Source organism: Caballeronia sp. INML1, from assembly GCF_023631085.1.
GTDB lineage: Bacteria > Pseudomonadota > Gammaproteobacteria > Burkholderiales > Burkholderiaceae > Caballeronia > Caballeronia turbans.
Map to the genome: position 1 here is coordinate 1 of NZ_JALQDT010000024.1, position 16,978 is coordinate 16,978.

19 protein-coding genes are annotated in these 16,978 nt (G+C 63.4%); 3 read left to right on the top strand and 16 right to left on the bottom strand.

The annotated features are described in order from the left end of the window. The 3 genes from NCR38_RS09330 to NCR38_RS09340 all read left to right on the top strand — a co-directional run. Positions 1–207: hypothetical protein (locus NCR38_RS09330; RefSeq protein ID WP_250476880.1), on the top strand; the 207-nt coding region annotated here is incomplete at its 5' end. A 99-nt stretch (positions 208–306) separates the two neighbouring features. Further along, complete coding sequence (locus tag NCR38_RS09335) at positions 307–657, top strand: BON domain-containing protein (protein ID WP_061120553.1); 351 nt, start codon at positions 307–309, stop codon at positions 655–657. Between the two features lie 157 nt (positions 658–814). Continuing rightward, the gene (locus NCR38_RS09340; RefSeq protein ID WP_061120552.1) at positions 815–2,209 is read left to right on the top strand and encodes a sigma-54 dependent transcriptional regulator; all 1,395 of its coding nucleotides are present in this window, start codon (positions 815–817) and stop codon (positions 2,207–2,209) included. A 54-nt stretch (positions 2,210–2,263) separates the two neighbouring features. Here NCR38_RS09340 and nagZ read toward each other — a convergent pair whose 3' ends face one another. From nagZ to acpP, 16 genes are all read right to left on the bottom strand, one after another. After that, positions 2,264–3,292, bottom strand: a complete 1,029-nt coding sequence (gene nagZ, locus NCR38_RS09345; protein WP_250476881.1) for a beta-N-acetylhexosaminidase — start codon at positions 3,290–3,292, stop codon at positions 2,264–2,266. A gap of 39 nt (positions 3,293–3,331) precedes the next feature. Further along, the gene (gene acpS / locus NCR38_RS09350) at positions 3,332–3,736 is read right to left on the bottom strand and encodes a holo-ACP synthase (RefSeq protein ID WP_061120550.1); all 405 of its coding nucleotides are present in this window, start codon (positions 3,734–3,736) and stop codon (positions 3,332–3,334) included. A gap of 11 nt (positions 3,737–3,747) precedes the next feature. Further along, positions 3,748–4,521 carry a pyridoxine 5'-phosphate synthase gene (gene pdxJ, locus NCR38_RS09355; protein ID WP_061120549.1) on the bottom strand — a complete coding sequence of 258 codons (774 nt, stop codon included), beginning with the start codon at positions 4,519–4,521 and terminating at the stop codon, positions 3,748–3,750. After that, a complete protein-coding gene (gene recO / locus NCR38_RS09360) occupies positions 4,518–5,414 on the bottom strand; it encodes a DNA repair protein RecO (RefSeq protein ID WP_061120548.1) in 897 nt (298 codons plus the stop codon). Before recO ends, pdxJ begins: the two co-directional genes overlap by 4 nt. Positions 5,415–5,417: 3 nt before the next feature. Further along, positions 5,418–6,317: a GTPase Era gene (gene era, locus NCR38_RS09365; protein WP_061120547.1), complete on the bottom strand. Its 900-nt coding sequence runs from the start codon at positions 6,315–6,317 to the stop codon at positions 5,418–5,420. Positions 6,318–6,376: 59 nt separating this feature from the next. Next, the gene (gene rnc / locus NCR38_RS09370) at positions 6,377–7,501 is read right to left on the bottom strand and encodes a ribonuclease III (RefSeq protein ID WP_086961426.1); all 1,125 of its coding nucleotides are present in this window, start codon (positions 7,499–7,501) and stop codon (positions 6,377–6,379) included. Between the two features lie 163 nt (positions 7,502–7,664). Then, positions 7,665–8,558, bottom strand: coding sequence for a signal peptidase I (gene lepB / locus NCR38_RS09375; RefSeq protein ID WP_250476882.1), 894 nt, complete (start codon positions 8,556–8,558; stop codon positions 7,665–7,667). Positions 8,559–8,603: 45 nt separating this feature from the next. Next, positions 8,604–10,394: a translation elongation factor 4 gene (gene lepA, locus NCR38_RS09380; RefSeq protein WP_250476883.1), complete on the bottom strand. Its 1,791-nt coding sequence runs from the start codon at positions 10,392–10,394 to the stop codon at positions 8,604–8,606. A 134-nt stretch (positions 10,395–10,528) separates the two neighbouring features. After that, positions 10,529–10,789: a glutaredoxin family protein gene (locus tag NCR38_RS09385; protein WP_061120544.1), complete on the bottom strand. Its 261-nt coding sequence runs from the start codon at positions 10,787–10,789 to the stop codon at positions 10,529–10,531. 4 nt (positions 10,790–10,793) lie between these two features. Further along, positions 10,794–12,329: a DegQ family serine endoprotease gene (locus tag NCR38_RS09390; protein ID WP_250476884.1), complete on the bottom strand. Its 1,536-nt coding sequence runs from the start codon at positions 12,327–12,329 to the stop codon at positions 10,794–10,796. A 20-nt stretch (positions 12,330–12,349) separates the two neighbouring features. Beyond that, on the bottom strand, positions 12,350–13,393 hold the full coding sequence (locus tag NCR38_RS09395) for a MucB/RseB C-terminal domain-containing protein (protein ID WP_250476885.1): 1,044 nt from the start codon (positions 13,391–13,393) through the stop codon (positions 12,350–12,352). Between the two features lie 4 nt (positions 13,394–13,397). Then, on the bottom strand, positions 13,398–14,021 hold the full coding sequence (locus NCR38_RS09400; protein ID WP_250476886.1) for a sigma-E factor negative regulatory protein: 624 nt from the start codon (positions 14,019–14,021) through the stop codon (positions 13,398–13,400). An 81-nt stretch (positions 14,022–14,102) separates the two neighbouring features. After that, complete coding sequence (rpoE, locus tag NCR38_RS09405; RefSeq protein WP_035501673.1) at positions 14,103–14,702, bottom strand: RNA polymerase sigma factor RpoE; 600 nt, start codon at positions 14,700–14,702, stop codon at positions 14,103–14,105. 95 nt (positions 14,703–14,797) lie between these two features. Continuing rightward, the gene (locus NCR38_RS09410) at positions 14,798–15,265 is read right to left on the bottom strand and encodes a protein YgfX (protein ID WP_250476887.1); all 468 of its coding nucleotides are present in this window, start codon (positions 15,263–15,265) and stop codon (positions 14,798–14,800) included. A 31-nt stretch (positions 15,266–15,296) separates the two neighbouring features. Continuing rightward, positions 15,297–16,535: a beta-ketoacyl-ACP synthase II gene (fabF, locus tag NCR38_RS09415; protein WP_061120541.1), complete on the bottom strand. Its 1,239-nt coding sequence runs from the start codon at positions 16,533–16,535 to the stop codon at positions 15,297–15,299. A 142-nt stretch (positions 16,536–16,677) separates the two neighbouring features. Beyond that, on the bottom strand, positions 16,678–16,917 hold the full coding sequence (gene acpP, locus NCR38_RS09420) for an acyl carrier protein (RefSeq protein WP_004197638.1): 240 nt from the start codon (positions 16,915–16,917) through the stop codon (positions 16,678–16,680). Positions 16,918–16,978 lie beyond the last annotated feature (61 nt).

Below are 16,978 nucleotides of genomic sequence, written 5' to 3' on the forward strand. Positions count from 1 at the left end.
GAGGTGGTCGGCAAGCATCGCACCGGAAAGTTAACAGCCCGGCGCTCCGTTTACAACCACTTCTCACCCCATAAACAAAAATGCCGTGCAGCGCTAACTGAACGGCATTACCCATCGCGGGCGCTTTTTCTTTTGCATGAATTTTTTGACAAATTCAGGCAAACTTTACCGGTCGCGCCCCCTTTAGGCTCGATTGCGATCAAATGAAGTATCCGCGAAAGGTCTGCGGGAAGCGCTTCCATCGGAAAAAATAACTGCGTGGCACGATTTCTGCTCGAACGTGCAAATCCAGATTTCAGAACCGACATGCCAAGCACGCCTTTCATCCGAAGCCGGTTTCTGGTCGTCGCGGCGCTCGCATTGCCCGCGTTCGCTTTCACCGCCGGCTGCAAGTCCAGCCCGGCGACATCAGCGAACACGAACGGGGCCAGCGAGATCATCACCGACGACGCTGCGCTTGCCGCTCGTGTGAAAGCCGCGCTCGTCGCGGACCCGGAACTGAAAGTCTTGCCGATGAGCGTCGCGACGTATCGCGGCGTCGTGCAGTTGTCGGGGTATGTGGATTCGGAGGTACAGATTCAGAAAGCGCTCGCCGTGACGCGAGGCGTACCGGGCGTGCAATCCGTCAGCAACGAATTGCATCTCAGGTCGCAATGACGCGCTCGCACACGAGATGAAGAACGAGTAACGCAGGACGAAAACCGCAGCGGGCTACGCGCCAGACGCCGGAACGAGGCGCCGTTGCCCGCCCACGACTCGCCGGATCCTACGCGGAGACGGCGCACTACAGTCCACTTTGATACGTTGGTTCGCCATGCCACACGCACTGATTGTCGAAGACGATCCCAATAGCCTCTCCGGCCTGTCCGCGATCCTCACGGCAGACGGCTTTTCCGTCGATACCGCCACGACGCTCGCCGAAGCGCGCTCCGCGCTGACCCGCTTCATCCCGGATGTCGTGCTGATCGACCTGAATCTTCCGGACGGCTCCGGCCTCGACCTCCTGCCGAGCTTGCCGTCGCAACCGCCCGATGGCGCACTGCCCGTCATCGTGATGACCGGCAACGCGACGGTCGAAAGCGCAATCGAAGGCCTGCGGCACGGCATCTGGGACTACCTGCTGAAACCGGTGAACATTCCGCGCTTGCGCAGCCTGCTCGCGCGCATTCCGAGGCCGTACGAGCTCACCGAGGAAGTCCAGTCGCTGCGCTCGACGCTGCGCGAGCTGGGCCACTTCGGCGACATGATCGGCCGCAGCGCCGCGATGCAGCACGTCTACGATCTGATCGAGCACACTGCCCCGACGGAAGCCGCCGTGCTGATCTGCGGCGAGCCGGGCACCGGCAAGAAGATCGCCGCACGCACGATCCATCAATTGAGCCGCCGGCGCAAAGGCCCGTTCGTCACCTTCGACTGCTCCGCGAGCCGCAACGGCGACGGCTCGCAGCGTTCGATGGAAAGCGTCCTCTTCGGCCACGAACGCAACGCATTCGCCGGCGCGGAGAACCGCGAGCCGGGCCTGCTCGAACAGGCGGGCGGCGGCACGCTTTTCCTCGATCAGATCGATTCGCTGCCGGCCGCGCAGCAGGAAGCGCTCTTGCGCGCGCTCGATTCGCAGACGTTCATGCGCGTGGGCGGCAGCAACCGCATCATGACGGACTTCCGGCTGATCGCCGCCTCCCGCTTGCCGATGCGCGAGGCGGTCGCGAGCGGCGCAATGCGCGAGGATCTGTTTCAGCGGCTGTCGGCGTCGTCGATCGTGCTGCCGCCGTTGCGCGATCGCGACGACGACATCGCACTCATCGCGGAGACGCTCGTCGATGAACTGAACCGCGAGAACCACATCGCCGGGATCACGAGCGGGTCGCCGAAGCGGATCAGTCCGGCTTTCATTCGAGAGTGCATCGCGAGCGAATGGCCGGGCAACGTGCGCGAAATGCGCGAGCGCGTGCGGCGCGCGTATCACGCGTCAGGCGAGACGATCGAAACGCTGCGCGTCGATGAGCCGGGCGGTCTCGGCGGACGCGGCCTGAACGGCAGCAGCGTGCAGGTGACGGTCGGCACGGCACTCGCGGACGTCGAGGACATGCTGATCCGCGCGACGCTCGAAGCGGTCGGCGGCACGCGCCATCGCGCGGCGACGCTGCTCGGCATCAGCCCGAAGACGCTCTACAACAAGCTCCAGCGGATGAAGCTGGAATCGTCGTGATTCACGACGATTCCAGAAGCAAAGCGCCACGATTCAGGTCGTGGCGTTTTCGTTTTAGCCGAGCGTCTCTTTGACGAGCGAGCGCGCTGCCTGATAGTCGGCCTGCGCCTGCAGCTTGCTCCAGCGCAACGCCTTGCCGCGCGGACGCATCTGCCTCAGGCGCTGTTCGGATGCCTTCGGCGGCGTATAGCGCAACTGTTCCAGCACCTTGCCCGCCTCCTCCGGCTGATTGCAGATCAGCACCATGTCGCAGCCCGCGCTCAGCGCGGCGGTTGCCGCTTCGGTGAGCGTGCCGCCCGCGCGGGCGGCTTCCATCGACAGATCGTCGCTGAAGATCGCGCCGGTGAAGCCAAGCTTGCCGCGCAGGATGTCCTGCAGCCAGATGCGCGAGAAGCCAGCGGGTTTATCGTCGACCTGCGTGTAGATCACGTGCGCCGGAATCACCGATGACAGCGACATGCCGAGCCAGTCATACGGGCGCACGTCGGTGTCGAGGATTTCTTCGAGCGGGCGATCGTCGGTCGGCAGCGCGACGTGCGAATCGGCTTCAGCGAAACCGTGACCCGGAAAGTGCTTGCCGCAATTCGCCATGCCGGCGAGCGCGAGGCCGTGATTCAGGCTCTTCGCGAGCATCGTCACGACGCGCGGGTCGCTATGCAGCGCACGATCGCCGATGACTTTGGACTGTCCGTAATTCAGATCGAGCACCGGCGTAAAGCTCATGTCGATGCCGCACGCGCGCAACTCCGCCGCGAGCACGTAGCCGAACGCGGTCGCGGTTTTCGTCGCGGCCAGTACGTCGCGGTCCCAAAGCTCGCCGAGTTTGCCCGGCGCGGGCAGCGCTGTGAAGCCGTCCGTGCGAAAGCGCTGCACGCGCCCGCCCTCGTGATCGACAGCGATCAGGATATCGTCGCGTACCGCGCGGATCGCATCCGTCAGCGCGACGAGCTGCGCGCGGTTTTCGAAATGTCGCGCGAACAGAATGATGCCGCCCGTCATCGGATGCGTGAGGCGCTCGATATCCGCGTCGTTCAGCGTCGTGCCGGCGACGTCGAACATGACGGGCCCGGGAGTGCGTTTCATCGGATTCAATTGGATTGTTGTGTGTTGGTTGGATTGAACTCAGACCTGATCGGGCACTTCCGCAATGACGAACGACACCGCGTAATCGCGCTCGTCGCTGACCGTGATCTTCGCCGTGATGCCGCGTTGCGCGAGCCACTCGGCCAGTTCGCCGGAGGCGGCGATCATCGGCTTGCCGCTCGGCTCGTTGAGCGTCTGCAGCGCGCGCCAGGTCATCGGCCAGCGCATGCCGAGGCCGATCGCCTTCGAGAACGCTTCCTTCGCCGAAAAGCGCGTCGCGAGAAACGCGAGCCCGCGCACTTCCGAGCGCGCGTTGCGCGCGTGATAGATGCGCAACTCGTCGGGGCCGAGCACCTTTTCGGCAAACCGCCCCTTCGTGCGCTTCATCACCGCCGCGACGCGGCTCACCTGCACGACGTCCGTGCCGATTCCGTAGATGGCCATGACGTGCGCGCTCAGCGAGTGTGGATCGACGCGAGGCGCGACGCGACCATGATCGCCTTCATCTCGCGCACGGCGTTCTCCCAGCCCGCGAAAATCGAGTGCGCGACGATCGCGTGCCCGATATTCAACTCGACGATGCCCGGCAGCGCGGCGATCGCCTGGACATTCGTGTAGTGCAGTCCGTGGCCCGCGTTCACCTTGAGCCCGAGCGAGTTGCCGAAATCGACGCTCGACGCGACGCGTTCGAACTCGCGCTGCTGTTCGGCTTCGTCGTGCGCCTCGGCGTAACGGCCCGTGTGCAACTCGATCACGGGCGCGCCCGCTTCCTGTGCCGCGCGAATCTGCGTCTCGTCCGGATCGATGAAAAGCGATACGCGCGCACCCGCATCGGCGAGCTGCCTGCACGCGGCCTTCACTTCTTCGAACCGGCCCGCGACATCGAGGCCGCCTTCGGTCGTCACTTCCTGGCGCTTTTCCGGCACGAGGCAGACATCGTGCGGCTTGATCTCGCACGCGATGTCGAGCATCTCGCGCGTCACCGCGCACTCGAGATTCATGCGTGTTTTCAAAAGCGGGCGCAGCGTGCGCACATCGGCATCGACGATATGGCGACGGTCCTCGCGCAAGTGCAGCGTGATGGCGTCCGCGCCCGCTTCTTCGGCGGCGAGCGCCGCGCGGATGGGATCGGGATACGACGTGCCGCGCGCATTGCGCAACGTGGCGACGTGATCGATGTTCACGCCCAGATCGATCACGCTCGCCGGCGATGAGAGAAAGAAGCTCATAGTTTTTGCAGGTCGATCAATATCTGACGGGTGGCGAGCGGCGCGCCGCCCAGGTAGTGGTTCAGCAGGAAGCGCATCAGTGTTTTGCTCTGCGCGGCCGTCTGCGGGCTGGTGTAATCGTCGCGCTCCATGTCGATGAGCGTCTGTCCCGAGATCACCGGCCAGGGCGCGGGAAGGTCGTCCGACGCTTCGCGCACGCCGCGGTCGGGATCGAAGACGTAGCGGCCTTCAGCCTCGACCGGCTGGCGCGTGACGGTGCGCGTGAGATTCATCGCGTAGCCGGTTTCGCGCAGCAGCACGCGCTCGAACGAGCGCAACACCTGCACGGCGGGCTCGTCGTGAGCGAGGCGCGAGAGCGTCAGCACGTAGTGGTTGAAGAGCGCCGGATGCGCGTCTTCGCGCGCGCAGAACTTGACGAGCAGTTCGTTCACGTAGAAGCCGCAGAGCAGCGCGTCGCCGGTCAGTGGCAGCATGCCGCCCACCCATTCGGCGGTCGTCAGCGTGCGGACTTCGCCCTTGCCGGACCACGACAGGCCCAACGGCTGAAACGTCTGCAGCACGCCGCGCAACGCGGAATGGGGACGCTTCGCGCCCTTCGCGACGAGCGCGACACGGCCGAAATCGCGCGAAAACACGTCGATGATGAGGCTCGTCTCGCGATACGGATAACTGTGCAGCACGAAGCCCGGCTGCTCGGCGATACGAAAGTCGGAGCGCGGCGCGGCGCGTGGCCGCTTCTCGCCGCTCCCGGTAACGGACGACGACGATGACGGCGACGCCCGCTTGCGCTTCGGCACGGCGCGCGTGGCCGGGCGCTCGTCCGCGTCGAAATCGTCGTCGGGACGATCATCGGCGGGCGGAATCATCCGGGCGTCGTTCGAGCCGTCGTCCATGCATCACTCGTAGCCGTATGCGCGCAGGCCGGCTTCGTTGTCCGCCCAGCCGCTCTTCACCTTGACGAAGGTTTCGAGATACACGGGGCCATCGAAGAGCTTCTCCATGTCGAGTCGCGCTTCGGTACTGATCTGCTTCAGCTTCGCGCCCTTCTGGCCGATGATCATCGCCTTGTGACCGTCGCGGTCGACGAGAATCGTCGCGAAGACGCGGCGCAGGCGCCCTTCGGTCTCGAATTTTTCGATGAGCACCGTGCTCGTGTACGGCAACTCGTCGCCGGTCCAGCGAAAGACTTTCTCGCGCAGGATTTCGGCCGCGAGGAAGCGCTCGCTGCGATCGGTCAGATCGTCCTCGCCGTAGATCGGCTCGCCTTCCGGCAAATAGGGCTTCACGACGGACAAAAGCCGCTTGATGTCCTCAGGATGCTTGGCCGACAGCGGCACGATCTCGCGAAATTCGCGCAGCGCCGACATCTGCTGCATGAAGGGAAAAAGCGAATCCTTGTCGCCGACGCGATCGAGCTTGTTGGCGATCAGCAGCGTGGGAGTGCCGGCCGGGATCAGGTCGAGCACTTTCTGGTCGTCGGGACCGAAGCGGCCCGCTTCGATCACGAAAAGAATCGCATCGACGGAAGTCAGCGTCGACGTCACCGCACGGTTCAGCGAGCGGTTGAGCGCGGTGCTATGGCGTGTCTGGAAGCCGGGCGTATCGACGAAGATGTACTGCGCGTCGTCGAGCGTATTGATGCCCGTGATGCGATGACGAGTCGTCTGCGCCTTGCGCGAGGTGATGCTCACCTTCTGACCGACGAGCGCGTTCATCAGCGTCGACTTGCCGACGTTGGGACGGCCGACGATCGCGACCATGCCGCAGCGGAAACCGGAAGAAGTAGGAGCGTTCATAGATGTGTGCGGCAAGAAATCGTTGGGGCGCGTGTGCGCGATGTGCGCGGCGGCACGCGTCAGTGGCCGGCGTCGGCGGCACGCACGATGCGGCCCGCGATCACATCCGGGCTCGTGGTGTTGCGCGTCTCGGTGTCGGCTGCGGGCTCGTCGTCGCGATCGTCGGATGGCGCGGGCTTGTCTGCGTTGGCGCTTCGCTCGGACGCCTGCATCGTGTCGCCTTTCGCCGCTTTCTCCGGCTTGTGGATCACGGCGCGGTCGGGCTTGTCGGCGGCGGCATAGGCGCCCGCGGACGGCTCGACATGCGTCGCACGGATCACGGCGAGCGGCGCGGTGGCCGGACGTTCCGGCGCGCCTGCTTGCGCGCCGTGCTGAGCATGATGGCGCTCGCGTCGGTCGGGAGAACGCAGATCGAGTGCCGTCTGAATGCCGGTGACGCCGGGGACCACTTCGGGTTCGACCTGCTTCGCGGCGCGCGCGCCCTTGCGCTTTGGCTTGACGCCGAGCGTCGGCGCGGCGGCCACCACTTCGTCGAGCGCCTTTTTAGCGGCGGCCTGTTCGGCGGCGCGGCGGCTCGCGCCGGAACCCGACACCTTAACGTCGAGCTTCGGCACCGTACATTCGACTTCGAACTGCTGATTGTGCGCGGCGCCGTGAGTCGCGATCACGGTATAAGTCGGCAGCGCGATCTTGTGACCCTGGAGATACTCCTGCAGCAGCGTCTTCGCATCCTTGCCAATGGTGCGCGGATCGATGTGATCGAGCACCGGCGTGTAGAGCCGCTTGATGACCGTGTATGCGGCGTCGAAACCGCCATCGAGGAAGATCGCGCCGAAGATGGCTTCGAGGGTATCGGCCAGAATCGACGGACGGCGGAAACCGCCACTGCGCAGTTCCCCTTCGCCGAGCCTCAGGCCTTCGGACACGTTGAGCGCCTGCGCGATCTCGTAAAGCGACTGCTGTTTGACCAGATTCGCGCGCACGCGCGACAGGTCGCCTTCATCGAGTTTGCTGAATCGTTGGAACAAAAGCGCCGCCACCACGCAATTTAGAACGGAATCGCCGAGAAATTCGAGCCGTTCATTGTGCGTGGCGCTGTGACTGCGGTGGGTCATCGCCTGGCGCAGCAATTCCGCATTGCGAAATTCGTACCGCAGCCGGCTTTCCAACGGAGAAGATGGCATGGAGAGAGTATAACGCGGGCGCGGGGGCGGACGATTCCGCCGGCCGACGCCGGAAAACGCGTGGCGAGACGGTGTTAGCCGCGCTTCTTCACGCCGTTTCGAAGCTTGTTTTAATCGTGACGAACGCCGGTCGTCTGATGGAGACCAACCGGCGTTACTTGCTTCACTGGAACGAACCGATGCGCTTCAGATTGCTGAAGTTCATCCAGATGAAGAACGCGCGCCCGACGATGTTGTTGTCCGGCACGAATCCCCAGTAGCGGCTGTCCGCGCTGTTGTCGCGGTTATCGCCCATCATGAAGTAATTGCCCGGGGGCACCTTGCACGTGACGCCCTGCGCGTTGTAGTTGCAGTTGTCGCGAAACGGGAAGTCGTCCGCGCCGACGACAAACGGCGGCACTTGCGGATTGTTCAGGATCGCGTTCTTGCGGCCGTCGAGGTCTTCCTCGAACTGCTTCGCGTATCCGATGCGCTCGTCATCGAAATAGTCCGGCAGCGGCGTTTCGGGCACCGGCTTGCCGTTGATCGTGAGCTTCTTGTCTTCATACGCGACCGTGTCGCCGGGCAGACCGATGACACGCTTGATGTAGTCGACCGATTCGTCCTTCGGATAGCGGAACACCACGACATCGCCGCGCTTCAACGGGCTGCCGTTCGTCAGCTTGGTGTTGGTGATCGGCATGCGCAGACCGTACTCGTACTTGTTCACGAGGATGAAGTCCCCGACGAGCAAGGTCGGAACCATCGAGCCCGACGGAATCTTGAACGGCTCGACGATGAACGAGCGCACCACGAACACCGCAAGAATCACCGGAAAGAAGCTCGCCGTGTATTCGAGCCACCACGGCTGACGCAGCTTGTCGTCGCGCAGGCGGGCGCGCGTCTGCGCGGCGTTTTCATCAGCGAACCGTTCCCCTACGCGCTCCTGCTGGCGGTCGAACTCCGCCACTGTGGCCTCGGCGGCGCGCCGCCGTTGCGGCAGAAACACCAGTTTGTCGAGCACCCATGCAATACCCGTCAAGACGACGAGCATCAAAAGAATCAATGCGAAATTCATCAATCGCTTCCGGTTGTTATCGTTGTTTGCCTCGCGGCGCCAGCATCATTCATCGACGCGCAGAATCGCGAGGAAAGCCTCTTGCGGGATTTCGACCGAGCCGACCTGCTTCATGCGCTTCTTGCCGGCCTTCTGCTTTTCGAGCAGCTTCTTCTTGCGCGTGATGTCGCCGCCGTAGCACTTCGCGAGCACGTTCTTGCGCAGCGCTTTGATGTTTTCGCGCGCGATGATGTTCGAGCCGATGGTCGCCTGAATCGCCACGTCGTACATCTGACGCGGAATCAGTTCGCGCATCTTCGACGCCACTTCGCGGCCGCGATGCTGGCTTTGCGAGCGGTGCACGATGACCGACAGCGCATCGACCTTGTCGCCGTTGATGAGCATATCGACCTTGACGACATCGGCCGCGCGATACTCCTTGAACTCGTAATCCATCGAGGCATAGCCGCGCGATGTCGACTTCAGGCGGTCGAAGAAGTCCAGCACGATTTCCGCCATCGGGATTTCGTACGTCAGTTGGACCTGACGGCCGTGATACTGCATGTTGATCTGCGAACCGCGCTTGGCCGTGCACAGGGTGATGACCGAGCCGACATATTCCTGCGGCATGTAAAGGTTCACCGTGACGATCGGCTCGCGCACTTCCTCGATCTTCGGCGGCTCCGGCATTTTCGCCGGGTTCTCGACGGAGATGGTCGTGCCGTCGCGCTGCACGACCTCGTAGATCACCGTCGGCGCCGTGGTGATGAGGTCCATGTCGAACTCGCGCTCGAGCCGCTCCTGCACGATTTCCATATGAAGCAGGCCGAGAAAGCCGCAGCGGAAACCGAAGCCGAGCGCCTGCGACACTTCCGGCTCGTATTGCAGCGAGGCGTCGTTCAACTTCAGCTTTTCGAGCGATTCGCGCAGCGCGTCGTACTGGTTCGCCTCGACCGGATAGAGACCGGCGAAAACCTGCGGCTTCACTTCCTTGAAGCCCGGCAGCGGCGCTTCGGCGGCGCGATTCGAGAGGGTGACGGTATCGCCCACTTTTGCGGCCGTCAGCTCCTTGATGCCCGCGATCACGAAGCCCACCTGCCCCGCCGACAGTTGCGCGAGGTTCGTCGACTTCGGCGCGAATACGCCGACGTGCTCGACCGGGTATTGCGCACCGGTCGCCATCATCTTGATCTTGTCTTTCGGCTTCAGCGTGCCGTTGACGATGCGCACCAGCATCACCACGCCGACGTAGTTGTCGAACCACGAATCGATGATGAGCGCCTGCAGCGGCGCGTCCACATTGCCCTTCGGCGGCGGCACTTTCGCGATCAGCGATTCGAGCACGTCCTCGACGCCCAGACCGGTCTTCGCGCTGCAATGCACGGCGTCTGTCGCGTCGATGCCGATCACGTCCTCGATTTCGGCGATCGCGTTTTCGGGATTTGCCGCCGGCAGGTCGATCTTGTTGAGCACCGGAACGACTTCGACGCCCAGCTCGATCGCGGTGTAGCAGTTGGCGACCGTCTGCGCCTCGACGCCCTGACTCGCGTCGACCACGAGGAGCGCGCCTTCGCACGCGGACAGCGAGCGGCTGACTTCGTACGAGAAGTCGACGTGCCCGGGCGTGTCGATCAGGTTCAGGTTGTAGACCTTGCCGTCACGCGCCTTGTAGGTGAGCGCCGCGGTCTGCGCCTTGATCGTGATGCCGCGCTCGCGCTCGAGGTCCATCGAATCGAGCACCTGCGCTTCCATCTCACGGTCGGACAAGCCGCCGCACAACTGGATGATGCGGTCAGCGAGCGTCGACTTGCCGTGGTCGATGTGCGCGATGATCGAGAAGTTTCGAATATGATCCATTCAGTGCCGCAAGCCAAAAAAAGCGAAAAAGGCGCGCCCTCACCAACGCGGAGCACGCCTTGAAAATTTGGGGGAAAACTTCTGCATTTTAGCCGAAAACGGGGGTGGCCCGGCGGATTTCGCCTTTGCCGCACTTACGGCTCACGCGCGCCGAGCACCGCGTACACGGCGCGAAGATCGAGCCGGTACTGGCACAACTCGACGCCGTCGAGCGTGAGCACGGGCACGCGCTCGTCGTAGCGCGCCTCCAGCAGCGGATCTTCGTCGATATCGATCCATTCGATCGCCATACCGTGTCGCGCGGCGATCGGCTCCAGTTCGGCCCGCATCTCCTCGCAGAGATGACACCAGGCGCGCCCGTACAGCACAAAAGGCGCGCCCGAAGACGACGTCATGCGCTTACTTCTGCGCCGGCACGCGCGGGCGCAGCGGCACGAACTGCGTGTTGTCGCCGCGACGCACGAGTATGGCGACCATCTTGCTGGCGTCCAGACCTTGAGCGACTTCCTGGAACTGCTTCGCGCTCGTGATATCCGTATCGCCGATGCGCATGATGATGTCGCCCTTCTGGAAGCCTGCGCGGGCCGCCGGCCCTTCGACGGCATCGATCTGAACGCCGCTCGACAGCTTGAGCGCCTTCTTCTGGTCGGCCGGAATGTCGCTTACCGCCATCCCGAGCGAATTACTCGCGCGCTCCTTCGGTTGCGGCGCCTTCTTCTGCTCGGTCTTCGCGACCTTGTCCGGCTGCATCTCGGCCACGACGACAGACAGATCGCGCGTCTGGCCCTTGCGCCAGACCGTCAGCGTGGTCTTGGTACCGGGCTTGGTGTCGCCGACCATGCGCGGCAGATCGGTCGCGGTCTCGACGTTCTGGCCGTTGAACTTCAGGATGATGTCGCCCGGCTGCACGCCCGCCCGGTCGGCCGGACCGCCCGATTCGACGCTAGATACGAGTGCGCCCTGCGCCTTCGGCAGCCCGAGCGAATCCGCGACATCCTTTGTCACTTCGCCAATCGCCACCGCGATGCGCCCACGCACGACTTTGCCCGACGCCTTCAGCTGATCCGCCACGCGCATCGCTTCGTCGATCGGAATCGCGAACGAGATGCCCATGAAGCCGCCCGTGCGGCTGTAGATTTGAGAATTGATACCGATCACCTCGCCCGCCATGTTGATGAGCGGACCGCCTGAGTTGCCCGGATTCACGGCGACATCGGTCTGAATGAACGGCAAGTAATCGCCCGTGTCACGGCCCTTCGCGCTGACGATGCCCGCGGTCACCGTGTTGTCCAGGCCGAACGGCGAACCAATTGCGAGCACCCACTCGCCGACGCGCACCTTGTTCGAATCGCCGATGGTGATCGCCGGCAGATTCGTCGCGCTGATCTTCACGACGGCCACGTCCGTGCGCTCGTCCACGCCGACGAGCCGCGCCTTGAATTCGCGTTTGTCGGTGAGCGTGACGTAGATGGTGTCGGCATCGTCGACGACGTGCGCGTTGGTCATCACGTAACCATCGGTGGACAGGATGAAGCCCGAGCCGACACCGCTGCTTTGCTCGGAGTTGTCCTGGTTGTCGTCGGGCGCGTTGCGGCTACCGCCCTTGCCCTGGTCGCCGCCGCTGCCACCGCCGCCGTTGTTGCCGCCACCGCCGCCACGCGGAGGCTGACCGGGCATCGGAATGCCAAAGAAGCGGCGAAAGAACTCGGACATATCGCCTTCATCGAGGCCCGGCGGCAGACCGCGCAGGTCGCTGCTCGAACCAACGCGCGAGGTCGTGCGAATGTTCACGACCGAGGGCCCCACCTTGTCGACGAGCGTCGTGAAGTCCGGCAGGTTCACCGTGGGCGCCGCTGACGCAGATTGCGATACGAACGGCAGGCACACGGCGAGCGCCGCGGCCGCGATGAACTTGCGCAGCGAGAAGTTGCTCATATGTAAGGCCGGGATCTGGATTACTTGGAAGGCTTGTATTCTATGGTAGAAGCAAATTGCTGCAATGTGGCTTGCGGCACTTCGCCCAGCAAGGTGATCCAGAAATCCCCGCGGCGCTTCACCAAAACATGCGTGGCGCCGCTATTGCCCGCGCCTTCCTTGCGCGTATTTTTTTCGACCGGCTCGACGAAAACGGAGATCGTCGCGAGGCCATCCGAAAACACGGCCTGATCGACCGGAATCGGCGGTTGGCCCTGCTGGCTCGACGCCATCGGACGGCGAAGCTCGCGAATCTTGCGAAAACCCGCGATATTCGGCGTCAGTTGCCAGCCTTGCGCTTCCATGTCGACCGGCTGAACGGGCGGCCGCACGATGGTCCAGCCCGACGTGCCGCGGATGCCGTTCGCGATCGGCGCCTTGTCGATCGGCCCGCCGATGCGCACTTGCGAGAATGAAAGCTGTTCGAGCACCTGACCGTCCGGATCGAGCGTCTGCGCGCGCAGCAGCAAGCCGGTTTTCGCGTCGGCCCAGAGCTTGTAGGCGAATCGCCAGGAATCTTTCGGATCGAGTTCCAGCACCTGGCTGTCCACGCCCGCGACACGATCGCTGCCCAGAAGCTTCGGCTCGTAGACCGCGAGCACCTGGTCGCCGCTGGTTGCGAGCAGCGCGGGGAAAGAATCCCGGTTCTGCCGATGCTCGACGACGAGAAGATGCCGTTCCGGCACGAACGTGAACATGTCGTCGTCGTGACGCAGCATCTTGCGCGGCGCGCCATCGAGACTTTCGAGCGATTCGTATTCGCCGTCGCCGCGCGTCGCGACATGCGTGATACGCGACGATTGAACCGTCGCGCCGCGTTGATAGACAAACGTCCCTTCGTAATTCTGCTGCTGTGCCGCTTCATGAATGCGGTTGAGCAGGCTGGCGGCTGTCTTGCGAACAGCGGCGGGATCGTCTCCCTGGGCGTAGGAACCTGATGCCGCCGTCAACAACGCGGCTGCGCAGAGCATCAACGCCGGCAGCCGCCCCCAGTATCTTGTTTTATTCAACCGCACATTCAGCATCAAATTATTGGCCCTGCGACGTAGCCGCCGCGCGAATCAAAGGCATGGAACCGGGCATCGAAGGCTGCTGGGAGAATTGCTGATGCGCTTCGAGGTATTGATCGAGATCCGCGTCGCGGATGATGTTCGCTTCCACGATCGGCGTGCGCGTGGTTGCCGCGGGCACCGACGCGAGCGCGACGCGCTGCATCGAATCCGCCGGTGCGACGCTCGCCACCTGCGTGCCGGCTCGGCCGCCCACGCCTTGCAGTTGCGGCACGACGATCCACGTCAGTGTGGCGGCGGCCGCGGCCACCGCAAAGGCCGGCATCACGCGACGGCGCAGCACGCCGCCCCGCGCTTTCGCCGCCGCGGCTGGAGCAAGCACATGCGCTTCGGCCTCGAAGCGCTCGGAGAATGCGGCCATGAACGCACTGCTGCGCGCCGGGCTGACCGCGAGATCGTCGGAACGCAGGGCGTCGCCGATCAGGTGATAGGCCGACCACGCTGCACGTTCGTCGCTTTTCAGGTCCGCGAGAAACTGGCTGACACCGCCCATTTCTTCGAGCGATTCACCGTCGACGAACGCCGACATGCGCTCGCCGCGCAAACCCGCCTGTGTTTGATTCTGCATCGAGACCGACCCCATGATGCTCCCCATCCTTGACCACACCCCGTTGTGACACCACCAACCCAGATATCGCGTCCCTGCCCCTAGGATTTCCGCTGCCTACCAGCGCTTGCCTTCGGGAGTGTCCAACAACGGACGCAATTTTGCCGCAATGGCTTCGCGAGCACGAAAAATTCTCGATCTGACGGTGCCGATCGGGCAATCCATCATTTCAGCGATTTCCTCGTAACTCAGACCTTCAATTTCCCTGAGCGTGATGGCAGTGCGCAATTCCTCCGGCAACAGCGCCATCGCAGCATTGACCGTTTCGGCGATCTGCTTGCTCATCAACATCGACTCAGGCGTGTTGATATCCCTTAGTTGGTCCGCGTCGGAGAAAGTTTCCGCTTCTTCAGCATCGGCCTCGGTAGAAGTGGGAGCGCGGCGGCCCTGTGTCGCAAGGTAGTTCTTCGCCGTGTTGACGGCAATCCGGTAGAGCCAGGTATAGAACGCCGATTCACCCCGAAATTGCGGCAGCGCACGGTAGGCCTTGATGAAGGCGTCCTGGGCGACGTCCTCGACCTCGGCGGGGTCGCGCACGAGGCGCGAGATCAGTCGAATGATCTTGCGGTGGTATTTGGCGACCAGCAGTTCGAACGCGGCCTTGTCACCTTTCTGGACACGCTCGACCAGCAATTGGTCGATTTCTTTTTCGCTCACCTGTGAAATCCGTTTAACTTTGGGTGTTGCGCGGAGGGCTATTGTAGCGTTACCGCCTTTAAGGCAACCGGTACGCTCATGTGCCGTTACAGTCGTTACAGGTGGGAAGCTGCGGCGCGGCGGGCCTGCACCGAGAGTTGCCGAAAGGTATCGGAATCGACGGAATCGGCAGCGACGACGAGCGTTTCGCGCCGCTCACGCGCGTCCAGAACCGTCAGGACGAGGAGTTGTCCACTCCATTGCGCGCATCCCGCGATGCGCGTGTACCGCACCGCCCCGGTCCGGCTCCGGATCGTGAGGCCGTCCGACAGAAGGCCGATGGCCGAAGGCTGAGCCCGCATCCACCGATACGACGCGAGCGCAAGCACCGCCAACGTCGCCGCGCAGGCCACCGATGCATGCCCGGCGTGTTCGGCGTGCGCGAGGACACACTGAAACACCGACGCGCCCACGACACCCGCGAATCCGAGCATCGCGCCCAGCAGAAAACGCGACGGCCGCATCGCGACGCCCGGCGTAGTGCCGATTTCCCGATGCGGCCGATCTTCCCGCGCGCCCGCCATATCGATTCCCTTGATGACGAGCGCGCCGTGCTCAGTGGCGCTTGAAGACGAGGGAGCCGTTCGTGCCGCCGAAGCCGAACGAGTTCTTCACCGCTACGTCGATCTTCATTTCCCGCGCCGTGTTCGCGCAGTAGTCCAGGTCGCACTTCGGATCCTGGTTGAAGATGTTGATGGTCGGCGGCGACACCTGATTGTGGATCGCAAGCACAGTGAACACCGACTCCAGACCGCCCGCGCCGCCCAGCAGGTGACCCGTCATCGACTTCGTGGAGTTCACGACGACCTTCTTTGCCTGATCGCCGAGCGCGCGCGTGATGCCGATCGTCTCGGCGATGTCGCCGAGCGGCGTCGACGTGCCGTGCGCGTTGACGTAGTTCACCTCGTCCGCATTGATGCGCGCGTTCTTCATCGCGTTGACCATCGCGCGGCGGCCACCGTCACCGTCTTCCGGCGGCGCGGTCATGTGGTACGCGTCGCCGCTCATGCCGTAACCGAGCACCTCGGCATAGATCTTCGCGCCGCGCTTTTTCGCGTGCTCGTACTCTTCGAGCACCATCACGCCCGCGCCTTCACCGAGCACGAAGCCGTCGCGGTCGGTATCCCACGGGCGGCTCGCCGTCGCGGGATCGTCGTTGCGTTGCGAAAGCGCGCGCGCCGCCGCGAAGCCGCCGATGCCGAGCGGGGAAACCGTCGCTTCCGCGCCCCCGGCGATCATGACATCCGCATCGCCGTATTCGATCAGGCGCGACGCCTCGCCGATGCAATGCAGGCCGGTGGTGCAGGCCGTGACCATCGACAGGTTCGGGCCCTTCAGGCCGAAGCGGATCGACAGATGGCCGGAGATCATGTTGATGATCGATGCCGGCACGAAGAACGGCGAAATGCGGCGCGGGCCGCGATTGAGCAGCTCGGTCTGCGTGATTTCGATCATCGGCAGACCGCCGATGCCCGAGCCGACCACGACGCCCACGCGCTCCGAGTTCTCATCGGTGATCTCGAGGCCGCTGTCCTGCACGGCCTGGACGCCCGCGGCAAAGCCGTAATGGATGAAGGTATCCATATGGCGCGCCTCTTTGGCGGGCATGTAGTCTTCGATGTTGAAGCCCTTCACCTCGCCGGCGAAACGCGTGGAGAAGTTCGTCGCATCGAACTTCGTGATATTGGCGATGCCCGACTTGCCCGCGACCAGATTGGCCCAGCCGTCGGCAACAGTATTGCCGACAGGCGAAACGAGCCCCAGGCCTGTAACAACAACTCGACGACGGCTCACGGTAACCCCTTATCCATAGAATGACGAAAAACAAAAGCCACAGCGGCCACAGGAAACGCCCTGTGTGCCCTGTGGCTGTCAAATCGGTTTGCAGCGACGATGCATCAACTGGTTGAGCGATGAGTCGCTGGCGCGTCCGGCCTCAGGCCTTGACGTTCGCGCGAGCGTAATCGATCGCTTGCTGAACCGTGGTGATCTTTTCGGCCTCTTCATCGGGAATTTCCATGCCGAATTCGTCTTCCAGCGCCATCACGAGTTCGACCGTATCGAGCGAGTCAGCGCCCAGATCGTTCACGAACGATGCTTCGTTCTTGATTTCGGCTTCCGCCACGCCCAGTTGTTCGGCGACGATCTTCTTCACGCGCTGTTCGATGTTGTCCATGCAGCCCTCCGAGGGAAAAAAGTTCAAAAATACGAGTGCGCGCATTTTATCAGGTTTGGAC

Coding starts and splice junctions, on each gene's coding strand:
- era (WP_061120547.1), bottom strand. CDS start 6,317: ATGAACGCTCCTACTTCTTCCGGTTTCCGCTGCGGCATGGTCGCGATC.
- NCR38_RS09410 (WP_250476887.1), bottom strand. CDS start 15,265: ATGGCGGGCGCGCGGGAAGATCGGCCGCATCGGGAAATCGGCACTACG.
- lepA (WP_250476883.1), bottom strand. CDS start 10,394: ATGGATCATATTCGAAACTTCTCGATCATCGCGCACATCGACCACGGC.
- NCR38_RS09335 (WP_061120553.1), top strand. CDS start 307: ATGCCAAGCACGCCTTTCATCCGAAGCCGGTTTCTGGTCGTCGCGGCG.
- NCR38_RS09340 (WP_061120552.1), top strand. CDS start 815: ATGCCACACGCACTGATTGTCGAAGACGATCCCAATAGCCTCTCCGGC.
- recO (WP_061120548.1), bottom strand. CDS start 5,414: ATGGACGACGGCTCGAACGACGCCCGGATGATTCCGCCCGCCGATGAT.
- NCR38_RS09385 (WP_061120544.1), bottom strand. CDS start 10,789: ATGACGTCGTCTTCGGGCGCGCCTTTTGTGCTGTACGGGCGCGCCTGG.
- NCR38_RS09400 (WP_250476886.1), bottom strand. CDS start 14,021: ATGGGGTCGGTCTCGATGCAGAATCAAACACAGGCGGGTTTGCGCGGC.
- acpP (WP_004197638.1), bottom strand. CDS start 16,917: ATGGACAACATCGAACAGCGCGTGAAGAAGATCGTCGCCGAACAACTG.
- lepB (WP_250476882.1), bottom strand. CDS start 8,558: ATGAATTTCGCATTGATTCTTTTGATGCTCGTCGTCTTGACGGGTATT.
- nagZ (WP_250476881.1), bottom strand. CDS start 3,292: ATGAAACGCACTCCCGGGCCCGTCATGTTCGACGTCGCCGGCACGACG.
- NCR38_RS09390 (WP_250476884.1), bottom strand. CDS start 12,329: ATGAGCAACTTCTCGCTGCGCAAGTTCATCGCGGCCGCGGCGCTCGCC.
- NCR38_RS09395 (WP_250476885.1), bottom strand. CDS start 13,393: ATGCTGAATGTGCGGTTGAATAAAACAAGATACTGGGGGCGGCTGCCG.
- acpS (WP_061120550.1), bottom strand. CDS start 3,736: ATGGCCATCTACGGAATCGGCACGGACGTCGTGCAGGTGAGCCGCGTC.
- pdxJ (WP_061120549.1), bottom strand. CDS start 4,521: ATGAGCTTCTTTCTCTCATCGCCGGCGAGCGTGATCGATCTGGGCGTG.
- rnc (WP_086961426.1), bottom strand. CDS start 7,501: ATGCCATCTTCTCCGTTGGAAAGCCGGCTGCGGTACGAATTTCGCAAT.